At 56.4% G+C, this 23,379-nt stretch carries 28 protein-coding genes; 21 read left to right on the top strand and 7 right to left on the bottom strand.

The genetic code is table 11. The features are described 5' to 3' along the window. Nucleotides 1-1,104, bottom strand: a 1,104-nt coding sequence (locus BM352_RS18865) for a helix-turn-helix domain-containing protein (protein WP_175500578.1), incomplete at its 3' end; no start/stop codon positions are given. A gap of 140 nt (nucleotides 1,105-1,244) precedes the next feature. On the opposite strand from BM352_RS18865, the gene BM352_RS00225 reads away from it, so the two are divergent. Next, nucleotides 1,245-1,439 (top strand): hypothetical protein, encoded by a 195-nt coding sequence (locus BM352_RS00225; RefSeq protein ID WP_090211089.1) that lies wholly within the window; start codon nucleotides 1,245-1,247, stop codon nucleotides 1,437-1,439. Here BM352_RS00225 and ispH read toward each other — a convergent pair. Beyond that, the gene (ispH, locus tag BM352_RS00220) at nucleotides 1,436-2,386 is read right to left on the bottom strand and encodes a 4-hydroxy-3-methylbut-2-enyl diphosphate reductase (protein ID WP_090211088.1); all 951 of its coding nucleotides are present in this window, start codon (nucleotides 2,384-2,386) and stop codon (nucleotides 1,436-1,438) included. The genes BM352_RS00225 and ispH overlap by 4 nt on opposite strands. Nucleotides 2,387-2,533: 147 nt before the next feature. Here ispH and BM352_RS00215 point away from each other — a divergent pair, with 147 nt between their 5' ends. From BM352_RS00215 to BM352_RS00200, 4 genes are all read left to right on the top strand, one after another. Further along, a complete protein-coding gene (locus tag BM352_RS00215; RefSeq protein WP_090211087.1) occupies nucleotides 2,534-2,965 on the top strand; it encodes a c-type cytochrome in 432 nt (143 codons plus the stop codon). Between the two features lie 56 nt (nucleotides 2,966-3,021). Beyond that, nucleotides 3,022-3,468 carry a GNAT family N-acetyltransferase gene (locus BM352_RS00210; protein WP_090211086.1) on the top strand — a complete coding sequence of 149 codons (447 nt, stop codon included), beginning with the start codon at nucleotides 3,022-3,024 and terminating at the stop codon, nucleotides 3,466-3,468. A gap of 164 nt (nucleotides 3,469-3,632) precedes the next feature. Then, entirely contained in the window at nucleotides 3,633-4,577 is a 945-nt protein-coding gene (locus BM352_RS00205; RefSeq protein WP_090211085.1) for a calcium-binding protein, read from the top strand. Further along, complete coding sequence (locus tag BM352_RS00200) at nucleotides 4,547-5,047, top strand: calcium-binding protein (RefSeq protein WP_425434547.1); 501 nt, start codon at nucleotides 4,547-4,549, stop codon at nucleotides 5,045-5,047. The genes BM352_RS00205 and BM352_RS00200 overlap by 31 nt, the downstream gene beginning before the upstream one ends. 43 nt (nucleotides 5,048-5,090) lie before the next feature. Here the strand turns inward: BM352_RS00200 and BM352_RS00195 are convergent, their stop codons facing one another. Then, complete coding sequence (locus BM352_RS00195; protein WP_090211083.1) at nucleotides 5,091-5,669, bottom strand: LabA-like NYN domain-containing protein; 579 nt, start codon at nucleotides 5,667-5,669, stop codon at nucleotides 5,091-5,093. Nucleotides 5,670-5,763: 94 nt separating this feature from the next. On the opposite strand from BM352_RS00195, the gene folK reads away from it, so the two are divergent. From folK to recO, 13 genes are all read left to right on the top strand, one after another. Further along, nucleotides 5,764-6,357 carry a 2-amino-4-hydroxy-6-hydroxymethyldihydropteridine diphosphokinase gene (gene folK / locus BM352_RS00190; RefSeq protein WP_090211082.1) on the top strand — a complete coding sequence of 198 codons (594 nt, stop codon included), beginning with the start codon at nucleotides 5,764-5,766 and terminating at the stop codon, nucleotides 6,355-6,357. A gap of 85 nt (nucleotides 6,358-6,442) precedes the next feature. After that, nucleotides 6,443-6,796: a DNA-directed RNA polymerase subunit omega gene (gene rpoZ, locus BM352_RS00185; RefSeq protein ID WP_090211081.1), complete on the top strand. Its 354-nt coding sequence runs from the start codon at nucleotides 6,443-6,445 to the stop codon at nucleotides 6,794-6,796. A 32-nt stretch (nucleotides 6,797-6,828) separates the two neighbouring features. Continuing rightward, a complete protein-coding gene (locus tag BM352_RS00180; RefSeq protein ID WP_090211080.1) occupies nucleotides 6,829-8,952 on the top strand; it encodes a RelA/SpoT family protein in 2,124 nt (707 codons plus the stop codon). A 41-nt stretch (nucleotides 8,953-8,993) separates the two neighbouring features. Further along, on the top strand, nucleotides 8,994-9,641 hold the full coding sequence (locus tag BM352_RS00175) for a DUF2062 domain-containing protein (RefSeq protein ID WP_090211079.1): 648 nt from the start codon (nucleotides 8,994-8,996) through the stop codon (nucleotides 9,639-9,641). Nucleotides 9,642-9,708: 67 nt separating this feature from the next. Continuing rightward, nucleotides 9,709-10,452 (top strand): pyridoxine 5'-phosphate synthase, encoded by a 744-nt coding sequence (locus BM352_RS00170; RefSeq protein WP_090211078.1) that lies wholly within the window; start codon nucleotides 9,709-9,711, stop codon nucleotides 10,450-10,452. Further along, nucleotides 10,449-11,072, top strand: a complete 624-nt coding sequence (locus BM352_RS00165; protein ID WP_090211077.1) for a LysE family translocator — start codon at nucleotides 10,449-10,451, stop codon at nucleotides 11,070-11,072. Before BM352_RS00170 ends, BM352_RS00165 begins: the two co-directional genes overlap by 4 nt. Next, complete coding sequence (locus BM352_RS00160) at nucleotides 11,069-11,512, top strand: hypothetical protein (protein WP_090211076.1); 444 nt, start codon at nucleotides 11,069-11,071, stop codon at nucleotides 11,510-11,512. Before BM352_RS00165 ends, BM352_RS00160 begins: the two co-directional genes overlap by 4 nt. Then, nucleotides 11,512-11,925: a holo-ACP synthase gene (gene acpS, locus BM352_RS00155; protein WP_090211075.1), complete on the top strand. Its 414-nt coding sequence runs from the start codon at nucleotides 11,512-11,514 to the stop codon at nucleotides 11,923-11,925. Before BM352_RS00160 ends, acpS begins: the two co-directional genes overlap by 1 nt. 55 nt (nucleotides 11,926-11,980) lie before the next feature. Next, a complete protein-coding gene (lepB, locus tag BM352_RS00150; RefSeq protein ID WP_090211073.1) occupies nucleotides 11,981-12,772 on the top strand; it encodes a signal peptidase I in 792 nt (263 codons plus the stop codon). A gap of 7 nt (nucleotides 12,773-12,779) precedes the next feature. Continuing rightward, on the top strand, nucleotides 12,780-13,460 hold the full coding sequence (gene rnc / locus BM352_RS00145; RefSeq protein ID WP_090211071.1) for a ribonuclease III: 681 nt from the start codon (nucleotides 12,780-12,782) through the stop codon (nucleotides 13,458-13,460). Beyond that, the gene (gene era / locus BM352_RS00140; RefSeq protein WP_090211070.1) at nucleotides 13,457-14,371 is read left to right on the top strand and encodes a GTPase Era; all 915 of its coding nucleotides are present in this window, start codon (nucleotides 13,457-13,459) and stop codon (nucleotides 14,369-14,371) included. The genes rnc and era overlap by 4 nt, the downstream gene beginning before the upstream one ends. Further along, complete coding sequence (locus BM352_RS00135; RefSeq protein WP_090211067.1) at nucleotides 14,364-14,696, top strand: DUF1491 family protein; 333 nt, start codon at nucleotides 14,364-14,366, stop codon at nucleotides 14,694-14,696. The genes era and BM352_RS00135 overlap by 8 nt, the downstream gene beginning before the upstream one ends. Nucleotides 14,697-14,709: 13 nt before the next feature. Next, nucleotides 14,710-15,441, top strand: a complete 732-nt coding sequence (recO, locus tag BM352_RS00130) for a DNA repair protein RecO (protein WP_090211065.1) — start codon at nucleotides 14,710-14,712, stop codon at nucleotides 15,439-15,441. On the opposite strand, the gene BM352_RS00125 is transcribed toward recO, so the two are convergent. Both BM352_RS00125 and BM352_RS00120 read right to left on the bottom strand, forming a co-directional pair. Beyond that, a complete protein-coding gene (locus tag BM352_RS00125) occupies nucleotides 15,425-15,811 on the bottom strand; it encodes an META domain-containing protein (protein ID WP_090211064.1) in 387 nt (128 codons plus the stop codon). The two genes, recO and BM352_RS00125, sit on opposite strands and share 17 nt — an antisense overlap. A gap of 47 nt (nucleotides 15,812-15,858) precedes the next feature. Next, nucleotides 15,859-17,550: an acyl-CoA dehydrogenase family protein gene (locus BM352_RS00120; protein WP_090211062.1), complete on the bottom strand. Its 1,692-nt coding sequence runs from the start codon at nucleotides 17,548-17,550 to the stop codon at nucleotides 15,859-15,861. A gap of 148 nt (nucleotides 17,551-17,698) precedes the next feature. Here BM352_RS00120 and BM352_RS00115 point away from each other — a divergent pair, with 148 nt between their 5' ends. After that, nucleotides 17,699-18,466, top strand: a complete 768-nt coding sequence (locus BM352_RS00115) for a sulfite exporter TauE/SafE family protein (protein ID WP_090211060.1) — start codon at nucleotides 17,699-17,701, stop codon at nucleotides 18,464-18,466. On the opposite strand, the gene BM352_RS00110 is transcribed toward BM352_RS00115, so the two are convergent. Together BM352_RS00110 and BM352_RS00105 are read right to left on the bottom strand one after the other, a co-directional pair. Beyond that, entirely contained in the window at nucleotides 18,463-19,032 is a 570-nt protein-coding gene (locus BM352_RS00110; RefSeq protein WP_090211059.1) for a DUF3859 domain-containing protein, read from the bottom strand. The genes BM352_RS00115 and BM352_RS00110 overlap by 4 nt on opposite strands. Then, complete coding sequence (locus BM352_RS00105; RefSeq protein WP_090211058.1) at nucleotides 19,029-20,627, bottom strand: phosphoenolpyruvate carboxykinase; 1,599 nt, start codon at nucleotides 20,625-20,627, stop codon at nucleotides 19,029-19,031. Before BM352_RS00105 ends, BM352_RS00110 begins: the two co-directional genes overlap by 4 nt. Before the next feature lie 311 nt (nucleotides 20,628-20,938). Here BM352_RS00105 and BM352_RS00100 point away from each other — a divergent pair, with 311 nt between their 5' ends. After that, nucleotides 20,939-21,640 carry a response regulator transcription factor gene (locus tag BM352_RS00100; RefSeq protein ID WP_090211057.1) on the top strand — a complete coding sequence of 234 codons (702 nt, stop codon included), beginning with the start codon at nucleotides 20,939-20,941 and terminating at the stop codon, nucleotides 21,638-21,640. A gap of 2 nt (nucleotides 21,641-21,642) precedes the next feature. Further along, nucleotides 21,643-23,361 (top strand): sensor histidine kinase, encoded by a 1,719-nt coding sequence (locus BM352_RS00095; protein ID WP_090211056.1) that lies wholly within the window; start codon nucleotides 21,643-21,645, stop codon nucleotides 23,359-23,361. The last annotated feature ends 18 nt before the right edge of the window (nucleotides 23,362-23,379 follow it).

The raw sequence follows: 23,379 nt of genomic DNA, 5'->3' as shown, positions 1-23,379 counted from the left end.
CGTCATGGCCCAGTCCTTTGGCATCGCGTTTTTGGTGCGGACCTCCAGCGCGGAATCAAAGGCTTTTACGGCGGCGTTGAGGCGGTCCGGGCTGTCCTCCCGCTTGCCAAGTTCTTGGAGGGCGATGCCGAGATTGTTCTGTGTCGTAGCCCACTCCATCGGCAGGGCGTCTTTGGTGTAGACCTCCAGCGCGGAATCAAAGGCTTTGACGGCGGCGTTGAGGCGGTCTGGGCTGTCCTCCCGCGTCCCAAGCTCTGAGAGGGCGATGCCGAGATCGTTGAGGGCGGCGCCTTTTTCTGCCTTGGATTGGGCGCGATCCTTGCAGGTTTCGGCCAAGGCGATAGCCATGAGGCTGGGGAAGCGGGTGCCGTGGGTGAGGCCTTGTTGGCGGTAGTCATACCTAATTGCGCGTAGGGCGTCGAAATGCTTGGACGGGTCCGGCACGTCCATGGGCAGTTTGGCGAGGATGGCGTTCAGGGTGGCGTCCACGTCTTGGCGCAGGGCGTGTTGGGCGATGAGGCTGTCGAGGAGGCGGGCTTGCTGGGCGGCCCCTTCGTCATAGGCGCGCTGGAGGGTTGCAGCGGCCTCGTCTGGATTGTCCTCGTCGTTGAGGCGCTGGACCTCGGCGAAGACCTTGTCGATGAAATCCGCGTGGTTGGAGGTTTGCTGGCTGCGGGTCTTGAGATCCTCGGCCACAGTCAAGGCTTGGTCGAGTTCGCGCAGGGCTGCGTCGAAATCGGGGATGTTTTCGGCCACCCGTTCGGCGAGGCCGATGACTTGTAATTCGGTCAAGGTTTTGCCCGCCTTGAGGTGGTCACGTTCAGCCAGAAGGCGGCGCATCTGGGTGACCGATGGCATCTGGTCGGGGGAGCGCAGGGTGTCCACGTCGTCTTGTGAGATGCCAAGCGCGTCGCAGTAGCGTTTGATGGTGGAGGCGCGGGGTTTGGCAGTTTGGCCAGTCTCTAGTTTGTGCACATCGCCTTTGCGGCTTTCGCCAAGGCTGCCGTCATCGCCAAAGACCTCAAGTGCCAGATTGGCGAGACTCCAGCCGCGCGCTTCGCGTTTGCCTTTGACGAGCAAGCCGAACTTCGCCCCAAAACTCATTTCCACCACGAATTCACCACAGCCTCGCAACCCAAAGATACGGACCGTTCGCGGACCGTTTGGCAGAAAGAGGTCATCGCGATGCCGGAGTAGCCCTCCGGCGGGGACCCCACCCAACCTTTCGTATGAGGATACGCAATATGTTTGAGTGGATAAAAGTGAAAACGGCCCGGATGGGCAAAGCGACGCGGGACATGGCCGTCCGCCTGTGGTGCCACCGCGCGGTCTATGCCGGGCTGGCGGGGGCGTATGGCGCGATCTGCCTAGGTGCGGACAAGGAGATGGTGAACATGGGCGTCACGGCGCTTTATGCCGCGCTGGCCTTGCAGCGCTAGGCAGGCTCACGCAGCACGCGAGGGACCTTGAATTCGACGTTCTCGACGGCGGTCTCGACGATTTCCTCAGTCACCGAGTACCGGTCTTTGAAAGCGTCGATGACCTCGTTGATCAGCACTTCCGGCGCGGAGGCACCTGCTGTGATGCCGATGCTGTCGATGCCGTCCAGCGCGCGCCAGTCGATGTCGGCGGCGCGTTGCACCAGTTGTGCGTAGGTGCAGCCCGCTTTGGCCCCGACCTCCACCAGCCGTCTGGAGTTGGAGGAGTTCGGCGCGCCGATCACAAGCATGGCGTTGGTCATGGTGGCCATCGCCTTCACCGCCTCTTGGCGGTTGGTGGTGGCATAACAGATGTCTTCCTTGTGTGGCCCGATAATGGCCGGGAAGCGGGTTTGGAGCGCTGCGACGACATCTGCGGTGTCATCGACGGACAGTGTCGTTTGGGTGATGAAAGCCAGCTTGTTTGGATCGCGGGGCGTGATCGTCGCGACGTCTTCGGCGGTCTCGACCAAAATCACCTCCCCATCAGGAAGCTGACCCATTGTGCCGACCGTTTCTGGGTGGCCGGCGTGTCCAATCATCACCATCTGCAACCCGTTGGCGTAATGTCGTTCCGCCTCGATATGGACCTTGGACACCAAGGGGCAGGTGGCGTCGACATAGATCATTTCGCGCTTCGCAGCGGCGGCTGGTACGGCTTTCGGGACGCCGTGCGCAGAGAAAATTACGGGGCGGTCGTCCGGGCACTCTTCCAATTCTTCGACAAATACAGCGCCTTGATCGCGCAATGCGTCGACGACGTATTTGTTGTGCACGATCTCGTGGCGGACGTAGACGGGCGCTCCCCATTTTTCCAATGCCATCTCAACGATCTTGATTGCGCGGTCGACGCCTGCGCAAAAACCGCGTGGTGCCGCGAGGTAGAGTGTGAGGGGGGGCTTGGTCATGGTGTGGCGCTCCTGATTGGAATATGAAGTATGCCTTAGACGGCGCGGGGTCCAGTGGCGCCTCGCGGAAATGTGTGTTTTCAGCGCTTGACCCTCCCCCTGCTGGAAGCCGGATAAGGCCTGATCAATTGAGGGGTCTATGACACGATGAGACGACAGATTTTCTTGACCAGTGCGTTGCTTTTCGCTGGCAGCATCAGTAGCGCACAGACGCAGCGTGCCGAAGCGTACAAGAACCCAATGATCGTGGCCGAGGGCGAGCTGATTTATGACGGCGCTTGCGCGTCGTGCCATGGAGCCAATCTGGAGGGCCAACCTGATTGGCGGCAGCCGGGACCTGACGGGAAATTGCCAGCCCCGCCGCATGACATAACCGGCCACACGTGGCACCACCCAATCGAGCAGCTATTTGCAGTGACCAAGTACGGCACAGAAGCACTGGTCGGTGGGAACTATAAAAGCGACATGCGTGGTTTTGAAGACGAACTGACGGACGCGCAGATCAAGGCAGTTCTGGCGTATATCAAAAGCACATGGCCCGAAGAGGTTCAGACCCGCCACAGCGCCATGAGCCAGTAAGTGATGGTACAGCGCCTCTCGTCTCGCATAAGTTCACTGGCAAAGGAGAGTTGACGATGTCAGTGACAATCAGGACCGTGATGCCGGACGACAGGACCGCGTGGGGGCAGCTTTATGCGGGGTATGCGGCCTTCTACAGTGTCGACCAAACCGAGGAGATGCGAGACAAAGTCTGGAGTTGGCTGATGGACCCTGCCCATGAGGTGCACGGGTTTGTGGCCGAAGCTCACGGCGCATTGCTTGGCTTGACGCATTACAGACCGTTCTCTCGGCCTTTGGCAGCCGGGACGGGCGGGTTTCTGGATGACTTGTATGTGCTGCCTGAGGCGCGTGGTTCTAAGGCGGGTGAGGCATTGATCCGCGCCGTCCAGCGCGAAGGGCGCGAACGTGGCTGGGGTGTCGTGCGCTGGATCACGGCGGACGACAACTACCGAGCCCGCGGGCTGTACGACCAAATGGCGACGCGCACGGAATGGATAACCTACGACCTGACGCCGACGTGAGTGTTTTGCAAGTCTACACAACCCGGACGGGCAAGGCGCCTTGTTTCCCCTCACAACAGAATATCTGAACTACTCACAGATATGGCGTGGAAATGCCGTGCCATGAGCTTGTGTCCATTTGATTCCCAAGGTTACCTTTTCCTTTCAAAGACAAGGTTTATTTGATGATTTCTGCGATTTTACTCTCGGCCATTATGGGCAGCTTTGCGGCTGGACTGACGTTTCAGGCGGGTTCTGATGACGACGATGAGCTCTTCGGTACCGATGGCGACGACGGCATCGAGGGTGGTGCGGGAGGCGATTTTATTGCCGGGGGTGCGGGCAATGATGTGCTGACGGGCGGCGCGGGCAATGACTACATGACCGGTGGCGCGGGCAATGACACGTTGATAGGTGGCAACGGCCAAGACACGCTGATCGGCAACCGTGGGAATGACGATCTGGACGGCGGCGAGGGCGACGACGTGCTGGAGGGCGGTTCGGGCAACGACGTGCTGCGTGGCGGTGGTGGGCAGAATCTGCTGGACGGCGGGCGCGGGGATGACGTGATTTACGACGGTGAGAATGCTGGCGATATTTTTGTCGGACTTGAAGGTAACGATACGCTGATCAACACGAACTCCGAAGCTGCGCTATTCAAGGACGGCCCCGGCAACTTCTTTGTTATCGCGCAAGACAATTTGACGACGATAGAGGGTTTCAATTCGCTGATCTTCGACGACGCTGGCGGGGATGCCATTGTGATCGACCACAATCCCGCAGACGGGCCTGAGCCCGAAGCGACTATCCGTTATATCGAACCAAACAGGTATGACGTGCTTGTCGAAGGGAAAGTAATCGCAAAAGTGAAAACTTTTTATGCGTTTTCCGAGGACGATATCGTCTTCCGCAATATCGACGAAGGCGGGCTGAGCGATGTGTTTTTGCGTACCGGTGAGGTTCCGGATTTCCCGGACGCGCCACGGGGTCCGACGGCAAGTGATGGCACTGGCGTCACGCGGATTGGCGGCAGCGGCGGGGACTCGTTTGGCGGGATGGCGAATAACGACACGCTGATTGGCAACCGCGGACCGATAATCTGTCTGGCGGAGACGGGGATGACTTCATAGACGGCGGCGAGTTGAGTGGTTTCGTGCGGCAGGATCTGTCCGGCGGCACGGGCAATGACGTGGTGATTGGCGCAGGACTGGACCGAATTTCCGGCGGCTCCGGCGATGATGTGTTGGTGGCACAAAATGGCGGCACAAACGACTGGGATGCGCAGATTCTGATTGGCGGGTCCGGGTCGGACCTGTTCGTGGTCGAGGACATGACGTCGCTTGCCCCTGGCGAGTACCGCGTGGAGATTCTGGACTTCAACGGGTTAGAGGATCGGCTTGTGCTCGACCTGCCGGACGGGGGCAGTGCGACCAATTTGAGGCTGACTGTGCTTGACGACAGCTACGTCCAGATCGAGTGCCGCGGGGTCCCCGTCACCACGCTGAGAGGAGTCAACCTGACCGACTTATCCGTTGGCGATATCCTTTTGCGCGATACCAGCGAGGATGGCTACGATTACGCGCAGATCGTGGCGGGTTAGCTTTCCAAGGAAAAACGCCGGAGCAGTGCCCCGGCGTTTTATCTTATTCCGTGACTTCGCGTTCGCGATCCCGTGTGAAGGACATATCGCCCTCACGAGGGGGGCGGCCAATGACTTCGCGAAGCTCATCAAGCTCGATGAAGTTGTCGGCCTGACGGCGCAGTTCGTCCGAGATCATTGGCGGGTTGGAGCGGATCGTCGAGACGACTGAAACACGCACACCCTTTCGCTGGACTGCCTCAACCAAAGGACGGAAATCGCCGTCGCCGGAAAAGATCACGATGTGATCCACATGCGGGGCCAGTTCCATGGCATCGACCGTAAGCTCGATATCCATGTTGCCTTTGACTTTACGCCGCCCTTCGCGGTCGGTGTATTCCTTGGCCGGCTTGGTGACCATGGTGAAGCCGTTATAGTGGAGCCAGTCGACAAGCGGACGAATAGGTGAATAATCGTCATTCTCAAGCAGGGCTGTGTAGTAAAACGCGCGCAGCATTTTGCCGCGACGCATGAACTCGTGTCTCAGGAGTTTGTAGTCAATGTCAAACCCCAAAGACTTGGCTGCGGCATATAGATTCGACCCGTCTATAAACAGTGCCAGCCGTTCGTCTTTGTAAAACATTAAATGTCCTTCCGATAATCGCTCAGCCCGATTAATAATCCCCGAGTGAAGGGCGCAGGCGTACGCGCTTCAGCAAACATAAGGAAAAAAGCTTATGCCGCAACCCACGGGGGGTCACAAAGGGCTGATAATAGCCCATGTTGCGCTGGGTAGTAACGCGACGTCAAGCTCTGGATCGCCTGAATTTACTCTGCGAGACGTCAAGAAGGCCATTTCTGGCGACTCAGTTAACGTGCTGGCGGAAAGCCGCTTTTTCAGCAGTCCTGCCTTTCCGATCGGAAGTGGGCCCGACTATGTGAACGCTGCGATCACGCTCGAAACGAGCCTGAAAGCTGAAGAGTTGCTGGCGCATTTGCACCGTGTCGAGGCAGAGTTCGGACGTGTGCGCGAGAAGCGATGGGCAGCGCGGACACTGGACTTGGACCTGCTAGATTACGGCACTGACATAGTTCCGGATCGAGCGACAGTTGAGCAGTGGATGAACTTGCCTCTTGAGCGTCAGATGACACAGGCGCCGGAGCGACTGATTTTGCCGCACCCGCGGATCCAAGATCGAGCATTTGTATTGATTCCTTTGGCTGACATTGCACCGGACTGGATCCACCCGTTGTCGGGTGAAACCCTTACAGAACTGCTATCTGCGCTGTCAGACGAAGAAAAACGTTCGATTTGCGCCCTAGAGTCATAGAAATGGCGGGTTTTAAGGTTGTATTCGGCCTTTAACGGTCCTAATTGTGCCGTCTGACATTCCCTGTGTATGACTGGAGTCCCCCATGGCCCGCGTGACGGTTGAAGATTGCGTAGACAAGGTTCCTAACCGCTTTGAGTTGGTTATGCTGGCGTCCCATCGCGCCCGCGAAATTGCGGCGGGTGGCCAGATCACCGTTGACCGCGACAACGACAAAAACCCTGTCGTTTCCTTGCGTGAAATCGCAGATGAAACACAGACCGCTGACGAGCTGCGTGAGCGCATGATCGAAAGCAATCAAACGCAGATCGAAGTCGATGAGCCAGAAGAAGACGCGATGGCGCTTTTGATGGGTGTCGAGCAGGACAAACCTGCTGACGACGATATGTCCGAAGAAAAGTTGCTGCGGGCCCTGATGGAAGCGCAAGGGCCTAAGTAAGGCCCTTGAGATAAGGCAGTGGACCAGACAGAATGATATCTGACAGCGATTTGATCGCACTGGTCCGCGCCTACAATCCCAAAACAAACGAAGCCCTTATTCGCGACGCCTATGCCTATGGCTCGCAAATGCACCAGGGACAAACACGGCACTCCGGCGAACCGTATTTTACCCACCCTGTTGAAGTCGCAGCCCTGCTCACTGAGCAGCATCTTGACGACGCAACGATCGTAACCGCGCTTTTGCACGATACGATCGAGGACACGGGGTCGACTTTTTCGGAAGTTGAACGTCGTTTCGGCTCAGAGATCGCCGAGCTGGTGAATGGCGTGACCAAGCTCACCAACCTTGAGCTGAGTTCGACCGAAACCAAGCAAGCAGAGAATTTCCGCAAGCTATTTATGGCGATGTCCAAGGACCTGCGGGTGATTTTGGTGAAACTGGCGGACCGGCTTCACAACATGCGCACGATCAAGCATATGCGCACGGACAAGCAGGTTCAGAAGTCCCGTGAGACAATGGATATTTATGCCCCGTTGGCTGGACGCATGGGGATGCATTGGATGCGCGAAGAGCTAGAGGATTTGGCTTTCCGTGTGCTCAATCCAGAAGCGCGCGCTTCGATTATCCGGCGCTTCATCACGTTGCAAAAAGAGACGGGCAATGTTGTCCCGAAAATTACAGATGACATCCGTGCCGAGCTTTCACGGGCGGACATCGAAGGCGAAGTCTATGGTCGCGCCAAGAAACCCTATTCGATCTGGCGCAAGATGGAGGAGAAGAAGCAAAGCTTCTCGCGTCTGTCAGATATCTATGGCTTCCGCATCATTACAAACTCCGAAGATGATTGCTACCGTGCCTTAGGCGTTATGCATCGCCGTTGGCGTTCCGTACCGGGCCGGTTCAAAGACTATATCAGCCAACCTAAGACAAACGGTTACCGCTCGATCCACACCACAGTGTCCGGCCGCGATGGCAAGCGGGTCGAGATTCAGATCCGAACGCGCCAGATGCATGACGTGGCCGAGGCTGGCGTCGCGGCCCATTGGGCGTATCGCGACGGGGAGCGGGTGCAAAACCCGTTTGCTGTTGATCCGTCGACTTGGGTTTCGTCGATGACCGAACGCTTTGATCAAGCGGACGACCACGATGAATTCCTCGAGCATGTGAAGCTTGAGATGTATTCTGACCAGGTTTTCTGCTTCACGCCCAAAGGAGAGGTCATCAAACTGCCGCGTGGCGCGACGCCTCTGGATTACGCCTACGCTATTCACACGAGGATCGGGCACAGCTGTGTTGGCGCAAAGGTTGATGGGCTTCGCGTCCCGCTTTGGACTCGTTTGCGCAATGGTCAGTCGGTGGAGATCATCACTGCCGAAGGACAGAGGCCGCAGCCGACGTGGATTGATATCGCTGTGACGGGGCGGGCCAAAGCGGCCATTCGGAAATCTTTGCGTGAAGAACACCGGGACCGATATATAAAGCTGGGCCGGGAACTGACGCGCGTTGCGTTTGAGCATATTGGCAAGAAGGCTTCCGATAAAGCGCTTGAAACCGCCGCCAAGGAACTGAGCCTGACGGATGCGTCGCAGTTGTTGGAGTATGTCGGTTCGACCGAGTTGTCTGCCCGAGAAGTGGTCACAGCCCTTTATCCGGAACTGGCCGAAAAGGCTGATACGGAGACTGCCGATGCAGAACGTCCAGTTGTGGGTTTGCCTGAAGGTGTGCAGGTCAAACGTGCAGCCTGTTGCCAAGCCGTTCCAGGTGAACGGATCGTAGGTATCAAACACAAAGGCGATGGGGTGTTTGTGCATGCCATCGCTTGTGATGCGCTGGTGGAGTTTGAAGAACAACCCGAACGTTGGCTCGATATCCGGTGGCACTCTGGACGTCACGCTGCGACCAACACAGTAACCTTAGCTTTGACCATCGGAAACAGCTTCGGCGTACTGGGACGTATTTGCACATTGATCGGCGAGCAGAAGGCGAATATTTCGGACATGCACTTCATTGACCGAAAACCGGACTACTTCCAACTTCTGGTCGATGTCGACGTGCGCGATGCCGAACATCTGCATGGCGTCATGACAGCAATCGAAGCAGACAGTGATGTGGCTGCCCTTGAACGGCACAGAGATTTGAGCCGCAAACCATAGCGGGTGGCCCCAACTGCGGGGCGGAGAGGTGAAGACCAGACGTGTTCAAGCGCAGAACACCAAAAAGCTGGGCCCTTTGGGCGCTGCACTTGATCTGGCCTCAGGGCGGATGGGGCAGAGCGTTTGGATACGTCAAGCACCGTGTCCGCCGTCTGCCTGATGCCCCCCATCGTATCGCACGCGGCATCTTTGCAGGCGTCTTTACGACCTTCACCCCCTTCTATGGCTTTCACTTTTTCATTGCTGCGTTTGTTGCGAAAGTCATGCGGGGTAACATGCTTGCCGCCCTAATGGCGACGTTCTTCGGCAACCCGCTGACCTACCTTCCCATCGGGGTTGTTTCACTAAAAACTGGCCACTTTTTATTGGGCACCGAGTTTGAGGAGAATATGAACATCGGGCGCCGCTTTGCTGGCGCTTGGCGGGATCTGAAAGATAACTTTTACGCCATGTTTACTGACGATGTGGCGCATTGGGATCGTCTGTCTGGTTTTTATGACGAAGTCTTCTTTCCCTATATGATCGGCGGGCTAATTCCGGGAGTGATCGCAGGGACGATTGCCTATTATATCAGTGCACCGCTCATTGCGGCCTATCAGAACCGCCGCAAAGGGCGGCTCAAGGCCAAACTCGAAGAAATTCGCGCGCGCAAGGCCGCCAAGAAAGCCGAGGATGGCCGCGCGCAATAAGCGTTGTTGAGGTTGCCGTGCGTTCTCCTATTATCGACTTCAAATTGCTACTCGAAGGATCAACCCGATGAGCGGAAAACTGCGCCTTGGCGTGAATATCGATCACGTCGCTACGGTTCGAAATGCCCGTGGCGGCGACAACCCTGATCCGGTTCGAGCCGCGCTGCTGGCGCAAGAGGCGGGGGCTGATGGCATTACTGCCCATCTGCGCGAGGACCGCCGCCATATTCGCGATGAAGACATGGCTGCAATCAAGGCTGCAATCTCGATCCCGTTGAATTTCGAGATGGCAGCGACTGATGAAATGCAGGCGGTTGCCTTGGCGACGCAACCTCATGCGGTGTGCCTCGTCCCTGAGCGCCGCGAAGAGCGGACAACCGAGGGTGGCTTGGACGTCGCTGGCGATGACAATCGGCTTTCGACCTATATCGCGCCGTTCAAAGCGGCGGGAACGCGGGTTTCGTTGTTCATCGGCGCTGACGAGCGGCAGGTTCGCGCGGCGGCGCGCATCGGTGCAGACATAATTGAACTTCATGCCGGCGCTTATTGCGATGCACACGCTGAAGGGCGCTTTGATGTGCGGGACGCGGAATTCGCAAAGCTCCGCGATATGGCAACGCTTGCTCATTCGCTCGGGCTCGAAGTCCATGCCGGACATGGCTTCACATTTGAAAGTGTGAAGCCCATTGCCGCCCTGCCCGAGATGGTAGAGCTGAATATCGGGCATTTTCTAATAGGCGAGGCAATTTTCACCGGGCTCGCCAGCTCGATTACCGAAATGCGCCGCCTCATGGATGAGGCCCGCGCGTGACAGGCGTCGACTTTACCTTATTGCTTCTGGCTTGGGCGATTGGCGGCGCTTCCCCCGGCCCTGCGACCTTAGCCATTGCAGGCACGTCGATGCAACGTGGGCGGCCTGCGGGGCTGGCCGTCGCTGCTGGTATTGTTTGCGGTTCTGCCTCTTGGGGCGTCGCTGCCGCGTTGGGTATGAGCGCGTTGATGATTGCAAACGCTTGGCTCGTGGAAATTCTACGATACGTCGGAGCTGCCTACTTGATGTATTTGGGCTACAAGGCTGTGCGATCGAGCTTGTCCGACAAGCCGCTAGCCACAATTCAAGCGAAACAGGGTGATCTGCGATCACTCTACCTGAAAGGCCTTCTGCTTCATCTTACAAATCCAAAGCCGGTCTTCGGCTGGGGCGCGATATTTGCGATTGCGATACCTCCGGGGTCAGATGCCAGTGCTGTCTGGGAAACTTTCGCAGCGCTGTTTGTCGTGTCCAATGTGGTGTTCTTCGGCTATGCGCTCTTGTTTTCGACGGGGGCTTTCATTCGCGGCTATCAAAAGCTGCGGCGGTGGTTTGAGGTAATTTTCGGACTAATGTTCGGATTTGCAGGCCTGAAAATTTTAACGGCGAGGCTGACATGAAGAAACTCCTGGGTGCTATTCTCTTAAGTCTCTTGAGCCTTCCGGTTGCGGCTCAAGAGGTCCGGCCCTGCGATGATTTGGCAAGCGTTGATGCGATTGGCGAGCCTTGGGCCAACCACACGCAAATTTTCGCGGGCAATCGTGTGCGCCTTGTGGTGATTGATACTTTGGAGCCCGCCGCTGCTGCGTTCCAACTGATTATCCTGTCGCCGCCCTTCGACGAAGTGGGCGGGCGGCAATGCATGATGGTTGGCAGTTCAGGCACGCTCGGGTTTGGGGATATGACGTTGGAGGGATTGAGTAGTAGCTACGATCCATCCAAGGGGCTGACTTGGGGCATCAAAGTGAAAACCTACAATGCAGCGACGGGCGGATTTGACGACAAGGTGCTTCGTGTGACCTTGAATCAATCCAGCGGCCAGATTTCGGCAGCTTATTGATGATCTTGGGTGTCGGGACTGACTTGGCCAATATTGAGCGGATCGAGGGCACATTGGCGCGATTTGGTGATCGATTTCGCAACCGCGTTTTCACCGAAGTCGAGCAGCGCAAAGCAGAGCGTCGTAAGGACGTAGCGGGCACTTATGCTAAGCGGTGGGCGGCCAAAGAGGCCTGTTCCAAAGCGCTGGGCACGGGACTGCGGATGGGGATTTCGTGGAAAGATATGGCAGTGAGCAATCTGCGCACGGGCCAACCCGTCATGGAAGTCACGGGCTGGGCCGCAGAGCGTTTGCGAGAAATGACACCAGACGGTCACGAGGCTTTGATCCACGTCACTTTGACCGATGATCACCCATGGGCTCAGGCGTTTGTGGTCATTGAAGCGCGACCGCTTGGGCTGCCCGCGGGTTGACTCCGCCCCCCTCTGGTCGCATGTAGCGAGCAACCCTTACAGCAAGAGAATATTGATGGCACGCAGCAGTGACAAAGAGCCAGAAAGCATCATGGAAACCGTGAAGACGGTGGTTTACGCATTGGCGATTGCCGCTGTGTTCCGCACACTGTTTTTCCAGCCGTTCTGGATTCCCTCGGGTTCCATGAAAGACACGTTGCTTGTTGGCGACTTCTTGTTCGTGAACAAGATGGCCTACGGCTATTCGCGGTATAGCTGCCCGTTTGGAATTTGCCCGATCCCTGACCGTCTATTTGGTGATCAACCCGAGCGCGGCGATGTGGTCGTGTTTCGTCATCCTGTGAGCGGGCAGGATTACATCAAGCGGCTGATCGGCCTACCGGGCGACAAAATTCAAGTGAAGAACGGTGTCTTGTTCTTGAACGACCAAGCGCAAAAGCAGGTCCCGACTGATCCGTTTATAGAGACCTACGAAGCTCAGGGGTCAGTTGGCGGTTTTCCCGCTTGCAGCAACGGTGCTGTGGGTCTTGGTGGCGACTGCGAAAAAGAGAAAGCCATTGAGACGCTGGACGGTGGCGTATCCCACGCCATTCTAAATATCCGTGACGGCTTGGGCGCTGATAATACCCCCGTGTTCAGTGTGCCTGAGGGGCATTTCTTCTTCATGGGTGACAATCGCGACAACTCTATCGACAGCCGCTTTGCGCAAGCCGGTGGAGGTGTGGGCATGGTGCCGTTCGCAAACCTTTTAGGCCGAGCTGACCGGGTGATTTTCTCGTCTGCTGGCTCCCGCATGTTGTATTTCTGGACCTGGCGCGGCGACCGGTTCTTCAAAGCGATTGAGTAGGCCCGCGATGAAACTGTCGGCTGAGCTCTCGGCTTTTTGTGATCGGATCGGTTACCGATTTCAAAGGCCAGAGTTGCTCGTCCGCGCGTTGACCCATGGCTCTATTTCCTCGATCACTCGTCCTGATAATCAGCGTTTGGAATTTCTTGGCGACCGCGTGCTGGGCCTTGTGATGGCCGAAGCGCTTTTAGATGCTGACGTTGAGGCGACAGAGGGGGTGCTCGCCCCGAGATACAACGCTTTGGTGCGCAAAGAGACCTGTGCGGACGTCGCGCGAGATATTGAACTCGGTGCAGTTCTGAAGTTGGGAAAATCCGAAATGGTGTCCGGCGGCCGACGCAAAGAAGCGCTATTGGGCGATGGGATGGAAGCCCTGATTGCTGCGGTCTACCGCGATGGCGGTTTCTCATCGGCGCGCGAGCTGATCTTGCGGCTTTGGGGCAAACGTATCCATGAGGTTGATGCGGACGCACGGGACCCTAAGACCGCGTTACAAGAATTTGTGCAGGCGCGTGGCGAAGCAACACCAATCTATGAGATCATCAAGCGCGAAGGCCCCGACCACGCGCCGGAATTCACCATCGCGGTAACGCTTGCCTCTGGCGAGCGGGCCGAAGCGAAGGCAGGGGCCAAGAGGCAAGCGGAACAGGCTGCGGCCAAGGCGCTTTTGGAAAGGCTGGACACATGACTGAGGCAACCCGCGCGGGTTTCATCGCGCTGATCGGAGAGCCCAACGCAGGCAAGTCGACCCTGCTGAATCGCATGGTCGGCGCCAAGGTGTCGATCGTGACACATAAGGTTCAGACCACACGTGCCCGCATCCGTGGTGTCGCGATGGAAGGTCAGGCGCAGTTGATCTTCGTTGACACCCCAGGGCTATTTAAACCCCGTCGCCGGCTAGACCGTGCAATGGTTGCTGCGGCGTGGTCCGGCGCGTCGGACGCTGACATTGTAGTGCTTCTGGTCGAGGCACACCGTGGAATCACCGAAGGAGTGGGTGCTATTCTGGACGGATTGGCGGAACGGACCACCGGTGCGCCTGTAGTGCTGGCTATCAATAAGATTGACCGTGTGAAGTCGGACGCTTTGCTTGGGTTGACCAAGGAATTGAACGACCGTTTTGCCTTTCAGGAGACTTTCATGATCTCTGCGGAAAAAGGTCATGGAGTGGATGCGTTGCGTGGCTGGTTGGCCGGTCAGGTGCCTGAAGGGCCGTGGTTGTATCCCGAAGACCAGCTGGCGGACGCGCCAATGCGCCAGATCGCGGCAGAGATCACCCGCGAGAAACTGACGCTGCGCCTTCATCAGGAATTGCCGTATCAGATGACTGTTGAGACCGAAAAGTGGGAAGAGCAAAAGGATGGCTCTGCACGGATCGAACAACTCATTTACGTGATCCGCGACGGCCACAAAGGTATCGTACTTGGCAACAAGGGCGAGACTATCAAAGCCGTTGGCAAAGCAGCCCGCGAGGAGCTGGTCGAGTTCCTTGGCCGCAAGGTACATCTGTTTTTGCAGGTTAAGGTGCGTCCGGGTTGGCTGGAAGATAGCGAGCGTTATTCGGAAATGGGCTTGGACTTTAAAGACGGAAATGTCTAATCGCCTCACCTCCGATTTCTGGGTTTCGGCCTATTTGAATAGGCTGCGTCTGGAAAATATCCCTGCCTTCGTAACCTCCAAAGGTGACCCGACGGCTGGTATGGTTATGGTCAAGTTAAACACCTTGGACGGGCAGGCCATATCTTATCAACGCTCGTTTGACCTGATGAGCGGCGAGCGCGCTTGGGTGGTGTTGGCCGAAGGGCCCGAGGCCGACGTTGATGAAGCGATCCGTAAGCAGCTAAGTTTCGATCCCGACCTATGGGTGATCGAAGTTGAGGATAAATCGGCGCGGCACCTTCTGGATCAAGAGGGCCTAGCCTGACGGAGATTGAATGATGGAGTGGCGAAGCCAAGGGGTCTTGCTATCAGCGCGCCGTCACGGCGAAAACGCGGCCATCATTGATGTCTTTACCCCGGAATACGGGCGCCATGCTGGTGTCGTGCGCGGTGGGGCAGGGCGAAAACTATCGCCCATATTGCAACCCGGCGCGCAGTTGGATGTTTCATGGCGCGCGCGTTTGGAAGGTCATTTGGGTGCGTTCACTGTAGAGCCAATCAAATCACGGGCAGCAGCAGTTATGGGCGACCGCAAAGCGTTGGCGGGGCTGAACGCATTGTGCGGTTTGCTTCAATTTGCGCTGGCGGAACGCGACCCGCATCCCGATCTGTATGACCGAACGCTGCTGGTATTTGATCTGCTTGGCGAAAGCGAGGCATGGCCTCTGGCGTATGTGCAGTGGGAGTTGGCTTTGCTGGAAGAGCTTGGTTTTGGTTTGGACTTGTCATCTTGCGCAGTTACCGGATCGATGCAGGAGCTTATCTATGTCTCCCCGCGCACGGGCCGAGCAGTGTCTCGACAAGGGGCAGGCGACTGGGCCTCTCGCCTGTTGTCATTGCCAAACTGTTTAAGAGGCGTCGGAGACGGGTCTCTTGAGGGCGTGCCGGATGCGTTAGCAACTACTGGGCACTTTCTGACGACATGGATGGCCCCGCAGTTGGGGAACAAGCCATTGCCCGTGTCGCGAGATCGATTGCTTGAGGCGTTAGGCGTTATTCGCCAGCCCTGAACACCATCTCGTCGCCTCTGTCGTTCGACAAGATCAAAGTGGTGCCCGCCGTTTCTGACAGCGTCATGCTTTCCAAGGATCTGAAGAACGCGCTTTCCGCCTTTAGGTCGGGGCATGCCATTCTCGTGCTGATGACTCGTTCAACGTCAAACCATGGATAAGGTGCGACCTGCGCTCCAGAGTACCTGTTGCAGGGCGCTTGTCCCGCAATCTTACCCTCTTCTGGGAATGACAATGTGGCTCGGGCTTCGAACGCGACGCCATTAATGGTTCGAAGGCTATAGATTGCCCCGTCGGCGGCATACCCAGATATGGTTTCGTCCTTACATGCGGCCAGCAGGACCAAAGCTATAAGTGCGAGATGCTTCATGAGGCGCAGATTAGCAGGCCGCGCCCCAGATGTTTAGTCACGTTTGCCTAGTCGAGCAGGCGGCGTGCGATCACCTGCGCCTGAATCTCCGCCGCGCCCTCGAAGATATTGAGGATACGTGCGTCGCACAGAATGCGGCTGACCTTGTATTCTAAAGCAAAGCCGTTTCCGCCGTGGATTTGCAACGCGTTGTCGGCGCTGGCCCATGCGACGCGGGCACCTAGCAGCTTGGCCATCCCAGCTTCCAGATCGCAGCGACGGTCGTGATCTTTCTCGTCCGCAGAGAAGTATGTCAATTGCCGCGCGATCATGGTCTCAACTGCCATCATGGCAATTTTGCCCGAGACACGTGGGAAATCGATCAGCGACTTGCCGAACTGTTTGCGGTCTTGTGCATACTGCATCGCTACGTCGATGGCAGATTGTGCAACACCAATGGCACGCGCTGCAGTTTGGATGCGCGCGGACTCGAAGGTTTGCATAAGCTGCTTGAACCCTTGACCCTCCGCACCACCAAGAAGGTTCTCACCTTTGACGTGGAAGTTGTCGAAAGCGAGTTCGTACTCCTTCATGCCGCGGTAGCCCAGAACCTCAATCTCGCCGCCTGTCATGCCTTCGGTCGGGAAAGGGTTTGCGTCATCGCCCGGGGTTTTTTCGGCGATGAACATGGACAGACCCTTGTAGTTGGCCGTCTCAGGATCAGTTCGCGCCAGCAGCGTCATGAAATGTGTGCGGGCTGCGTGGGTGATCCACGTTTTGTTGCCAGTGACCTTGTAGTCGTCACCGTCCTTTAAGGCACGCGTGCGCAATGCGCCAAGGTCGGAGCCCGTGTTAGGCTCGGTGAATACAGCGGTGGGCAAGGTCTCGGCGGAGGCCAGTTTCGGCAACCACTTTTCCTTTTGCTCGTCCGTGCCGCCGCACAAGATCAGCTCCGCTGCGATCTCGGAACGCGTACCAAGCGAACCTACCCCGATATAGCCGCGCGATAGTTCTTCGGAGACCACGACCATGGAGGCTTTGGATAAGCCGAAGCCCCCATATTCCTCTGGAATGGTCAGGCCAAAAACGCCCATCTCAGCAAGCTCTTCAATGATTTCCATCGGGATCAGCTCGTCTTTGAGGTGCCATTCATGCGCGAAAGGCTCGACCTTTTCGATAGAGAAACGGCGGAACTGCTCTCTGATCATCTCAAGCTCGTCATCAAGGCCGGACGCGCCGGTGATGATCTCGGCGGAACGCTCTTGCATCAATTCAACGAGGCGTGAGCGTGCAGATTGCGTATTGCCAGAGCCCATGAGGGTCAAAACCTCGGGTGTCATCATGGAAAGCTGGTCATCATGCGACAATCCGATATCTCGCAAGCGCAGAATTTCGCCTTGAGACATGGGGATGCCGCCTTGAATTTGGCCCAAATACTCTCCGAATGCGATTTGGTGAATCAGCTGCTCAACCTCGGAAAACTTGCCATCCGCAGTCAATTTCTCAGCCCATTTCTGCATTTGGGTCAGGGATTGTACGTAGGTTGCCAGCCATGCCAACCCGTGCGCGGCCGTCTGGTTTTGTTCAAGTAATGTGCCAGAAATCCGATCGTTATCAGTCAGTTGTTCGCGAACAAGGTCTTTTGCCTTCGCAAGTAAATCACTGATCGGACCAAGGGTTGCGGCAGTCAAAGTAGTAAGATCCGGCAGAACCGTATCAGTCGGGGTCGCGAGGGTCATATCCTGTCCATCATGGGCCATGTCTCGAATCCTTTATAAAGCTCTTCATCGAAATAATCCTTTTGCACTTGCAGCGCAACTTTGATGCGCAAAAATGTAGACCGTTGAACGAAAATGTCGCGGAGATTTATTTGGTGCGCCCGAAAAACAGGCGAGCTACCAATGCGATATGGAAGAGTTGTTCCCAATCATTTCTCCCCAGTTACTTGCAGTGGCTGTGCTTATCGGCGTCGTTTCCGGTTTCGTAAAAGGCGTTGTGGGCTTCGCCATGCCGACGATTTTCATCTCCGGTCTGAGCAGCTTCCTTTCGCCCGAGCTAGCATTGGCCGGATTGATCCTGCCAACCATGGCGACGAACGTAATTCAGTCGCTTCGTCAGGGCATCGGAGCTGCGTGGACTTCCCTCAAAAATTTCAAGCTCTTCTTGGGGGCAGGGGCTGTGATGCTTGTCCTAAGCGCGCAGCTTGTAAATCTTATACCGTCAAATGCCCTGTATCTCGCGATTGGCTTGCCTGTCGCTGGGTTTACTGCCCTGCAATTGATGGGGTGGAGCCCCAAATTGGCGGGTCGGAGCGCTCTCGCAGAGGGGCTTGTCGGAACCTTTGCCGGATTTGTGGCAGGGCTTTCAGGGATCTGGGGGCCGCCGACTGTGCTGTATCTGACTGCGGTTGATACGCCCAAGCAAGAGCAGATGCGTGTACAGGGTGTTGTGTTCGGTCTAGGTGCGATGATGCTGATGTTTGCGCATCTACAGTCGGGTGTTCTTCGCGCCGAAACGCTTCCATTCTCTGCGGTGCTGATCTTGCCTGCGATTTTGGGGATCTGGCTTGGGTTCAAAGTGCAGGACCGGATTGATCAATCGACGTTCAGAAAAGTCACGTCTTGGGTGCTGCTGCTTGCCGGTCTGAATTTGATCCGGCGTGGATTGTTGGGTTAGGACAAAAGAAGGCCTGAACAATAACTTGAAAGGTTTCGGATGCGCGACGGATCCACAACTTTGAAGGTTACTGCATACAGCAACTTACCTTCATGGCTGGCCTGCAAGGCCCAGTCGCCCGCGACCATTTCGAACGGAAACTCGAATAGAAAGAAGTTCAGGTTGGACGTGCGCGGCACAAGGTCCGTACGCCAAAGTTCTTCGGTTACGTCCGTTCCAATATAAGGCGGGTGGAATACAGTGATCTCCACATCGCGCAGGTTGGTGCCCTCTGGCAACTGAACGTCAACTCCAAACCCGACGCCTTTCGCTAGCGGCACGATCTGGGTCGTGTGCTCGATGCTCTGGTTCTGATCGCGTTGGGTGATGAAGCCCAGATGGGTGTCCGGCGCAGGTAGTTTCTTGGCGGTGCCAGATGGGCAAACCAAACCGTAATCCATCGATGAGAGAATTGTGTCGTCGTAAAAGCGATCAGGCGCAACACTGTTTATGTGTTGCGCCTGAGCTATAGAGCCAAGGGCCCAAAAACCAACCGAGATGCTGGCTTTGAGCGTAGTTTGGTTCATCCGATTGCGGCGTTCTTCACGTCGTCGTCTATGAAGGGAACGTACTGACCGAAGTTCTCAGCGAACATTTCCACGAGTTTCGCAGCTTGAGCGTCATAGGCTGCACCATCTTCCCAAGTGCGGCGCGGATCGAGCAGTGAGTCTGCGACACCGTCGCAGGCGACTGGAACTTCGAAGCCGAAGTTTGGATCCTTGCGGAATTCACCTTCGTTCAGTGAGCCGTTCAGAGCAGCCGTAAGCAAAGCGCGGGTCGCACGGATCGGCATCCTGGAGCCAGTGCCGTATGCGCCACCGGTCCAGCCGGTGTTAACCAGCCAGCAAGATGCACCGTGAGCGGCGATCTTCTTGCGGAGCAAATCGCCATAGACTTCTGGGCGGCGCGGCATGAAGGGTGCACCGAAACATGTTGAGAATGTCGGCTCCGGCTCGGTTACACCGCGTTCGGTGCCAGCCACCTTAGAGGTAAAGCCGGATAGGAAGTGATACATGGCCTGCGCTGGTGTGAGCCGTGCAATCGGAGGCAGCACGCCAAACGCATCGCATGTCAGCATTACTATGTTCTTCGGATTGCCCCCAAGCGCTGTGTCAGAAGCGTTCGAAATATAATGCAGAGGATAGGCGCAGCGCATGTTTGCGGTCAGGCTGTCATCCTCAAAATCAAGATCTTTGGTGTCCTTGTCGAACACCATGTTCTCGATCACGGTGCCGAACTTTTCAGTCGTGGCGTAGATTTCTGGCTCCGCCTCAGCAGACAACGAAATGGTCTTCGCGTAGCAGCCACCTTCAAAATTGAAGATGCCGCGATCTGACCAGCCATGCTCGTCATCACCGATCAAGGTACGGGATGGGTCAGCCGAAAGCGTGGTTTTGCCTGTGCCGGACAGACCAAAGAACACGGCGGCGTCCGCTGGGTTGTTGTGCGCGTGATTTGCCGAGCAATGCATTGGCATGATGTCTTTCTCTGGCAGCAAGTAGTTGAGAAGCGAGAACACAGACTTCTTATTCTCACCAGCATAGGCGGTGCCGCCGATCAGGATCAGCTTCTTGTCGAAGTTCATCGCGATGACTGTCTCCGAGCGGCAGCCGTGCCGTTCTGGATCCGCATTGAAGCTTGGGCAGTTGATGATTGTGTATTCAGGCACGAAACTTGCCAGTTCTTCGGCGTCTGGGCGGCGCAGAAGGTGGCGGATGAACAAGCCATGCCACGCCAATTCGGTCACAACCCGGACGTCCAAGCGGTGCAATGGATCGGCACCACCGAAAAGATCTTGGACGAAGTAGTCGCCGCCCTTCATGTGCTCCAACATGTCGGCGTGAAGGACGTCGAACGCCTCCGGAGCCATGGGGCCGTTGTTGTCCCACCAGATAGTGTCTTCAACAGATGGCGTGCGTACGACGAATTTATCTTTCGGCGACCGGCCGGTGTGCTTTCCGGTTGTTACCAAAAACGAGCCGCCCTTGCCCAATGTGCCTTCGTCGCGCTTCAGGGCCTCTTCGATCAGGGCTGGCTCTAGGTAGTTGTAATAGACGCCCCCAAGGCCGGTAATACCCTGTTTGTCCAACATCTGCGCCGGATTAACGCGTCCTGTGATCATGAGTTTGCTCCTGTTGCGGGAGTAGTCCCGCCTGTCCTTGTGCCGAGCGGGTCCTGTATCCGCTGGGGTTGCCCCGGCGGAGCAACTGGTTCTCGTATAGCACGTCGGTTTTGCGAGGAAACCGGTCGGAGACGACGTGATAGCGTTATCATTAGGTGGATGTGCGGCAAATTAGTCAAACATTAGGGCCGAAATGCCCAAATGCGGGTGGTGAAGAGCCGATTCGCCACAATTTCGTTGATTCTGTTGCTCCGAGGCCCGATGGTAAGAAAAAAAGAACAAGAGCAACGAGCAGTACAAAGGGACCCCCAATGTCAAAAATCGCGTTGGTGGACGACGACAGGAACATCCTGACGTCCGTCCAAATGACTCTTGAGGCCGAAGGCTTCGAGGTAGAAACTTACAATGACGGGCAAAGTGCGCTGGACGCTTTCACCCGAAAAATGCCCGACATGGCTGTATTGGACATTAAGATGCCCCGTATGGATGGCATGGATCTGCTGCAGCGTTTGCGCCAGAAGTCCGAAGTTCCCGTTATCTTCCTCACTTCAAAGGATGATGAGATTGACGAGGTTCTTGGACTGCGTATGGGCGCAGATGACTATGTGCGCAAGCCATTCTCACAACGCCTTCTGGTCGAACGAATTCGCGCTATCCTGCGTCGCAAAGATGCGATTGCGAAAGACGACGCTGGCGAAGGCGAAGTTGCGCAGACGATGGTGCGCGGCGATCTAACGATGGATCCACTTCGTCACACCGTGACTTGGAAAGGCAACGATGTCTCGCTGACCGTCACCGAATTCCTGCTTTTGCAGGCACTGGCGCAGCGTCCTGGTTTTGTTAAGTCCCGCGACCAGCTGATGGATGTGGCCTATGACGATCAGGTGTATGTTGATGACCGGACCATCGACAGCCACATCAAACGCTTGCGCAAGAAGATGCGCACGGCGGACGATGAGTTCTCAGCGATTGAGACACTCTACGGCATCGGTTACAGATATAACGAAGAGTAACAATGTCATTGGTGTCGAGGTTTTCTGTGGCGGACTCTAGGCCTGCTAAAAACGCAGAGCTGGTCATGGGCGAGGATTGGACGCAGTCGGGAGACGGCGTCGAGCAAGAGCTTAGAACCAGACGTGAGAAGCGAACTCTGATTTCGCTGAACCGCTCCCCCTTGGCGCGCAAAATTATTACCTTCAACCTTCTGGCGCTTGTCCTATTGGTTGCTGGCGTTCTGTTCCTCAACCCGTTTCGCGACAGTCTGGTCGCGCAGCGAGAGGTGGCCTTTGTTTCTGAGGCGCAACTGATAGCAGACGTTTTCGAAGCGCAGCTGGCAATCAACGGCGACGAGGCTGGCCTAGAAAATCCGTCCGCGACGCTCAGTGCGTTGGATATCGCACCGGGGGTCGAGGTCTTTGTTTTCTCGCCGAGCCAGGCCTTGCTGGCAAGTACCATCGGGACAGAGCGCCCGCTTCTTCCTGGTACTGAGAAGCTCTTGAACGACAAGAACGGCACGATTATTACAGGTTTCCTGAACAGCATCTGGGAAGGCATTTCCGGCGCATTCGGCTCTAACCAAAAACAAATGCCGAACGTGACGGGCGAGGATGAAGCTCGCAAACTGCTCGCTAGTGCCGCGGCGGGGGAGACCCAAATCCGGACGGGCCTTGACGGCGCCGGAGGAAGCATATTTTCGGTTGCAACGCCAATCGAGCGTAATGGCCAAGTCCTGGGTGTGATCGCATTGTCAACTGTCGCAGGTCAGATCGACGATTTGGTCCGCAGCGAGCGTGAGCAGGTTTTGCAGATGTTTGTTATAGCAATTCTGGTTTCGATCGGATTGAGCCTCGTGCTTGCTTCTACAATCGCGAATCCATTGTCAGATCTCGCAGCGGCAGCCGAGCTGGGCCAAGACAAAAACGCGCGTAAAGTCAGCCCGAGCCGCGTTCGCATCCCAGATCTTACAGCCCGGCCGGATGAGATCGGCCGCCTGTCTGGTGCGATGCGAGGGATGGTGTCCGCATTGTACGAGCGCATTGACGCGAACGAACAGTTCGCCGCCGATGTCGCCCATGAAATCAAGAACCCGCTGGCGTCTTTGCGCTCGGCAGTCGGCACGCTGCATGTCGCAAAAACCGACGAACAGCGTGGTCGACTTCTCGATGTGATCGAACATGATGTTCGGCGTCTTGATCGCTTGGTTAGCGATATTTCCAACGCCTCCCGTCTCGACAGCGAATTGGTCAAAGAGGACGAAGAGCCGTTTGACCTGATGCGAATGATCCATAATCTGACCGAATATTTGGGCCAGCAGGCCGCCGAGAATGGCGTCGAATTTATTATGGATGTTCCAAATGAGCCGATCATCATCCACGGTTTGGAAGCAAGGCTGGCGCAGGTCTTCGTGAACCTGATCACCAATGCGACTTCCTTCTGTGAAGAAGGCGATGCGGTCCGCATTTGGGCGCGCCGTCGTGATAATCGCGTTCTTGTAGTCGTTGAAGATACTGGCCCTGGTATTCCCGAGCAGGCCTTGAACAAAGTGTTCAACCGCTTCTATTCAGAACGCCCTGAACGTCAGTTCGGCAATCATTCTGGTCTGGGCTTGGCGATCTCCAAACAGATTATCGAGGCGCATGGCGGAGTAATCTGGGCCGAGAATATTCGACCGACGGATGCGGATGTAACGTCCGAACCCCTTGGCGCACGCTTTGTCGTCGGCCTGCCTACCTAAGCGCTTGATGGATATTCG

This window comes from Litoreibacter janthinus, assembly GCF_900111945.1.
Classification (GTDB): Bacteria; Pseudomonadota; Alphaproteobacteria; order Rhodobacterales; family Rhodobacteraceae; genus Litoreibacter; species Litoreibacter janthinus.
The sequence above is the reverse complement of the archived record's forward strand: the minus strand, read 5'-3'. Positions and strand labels throughout refer to the sequence as shown.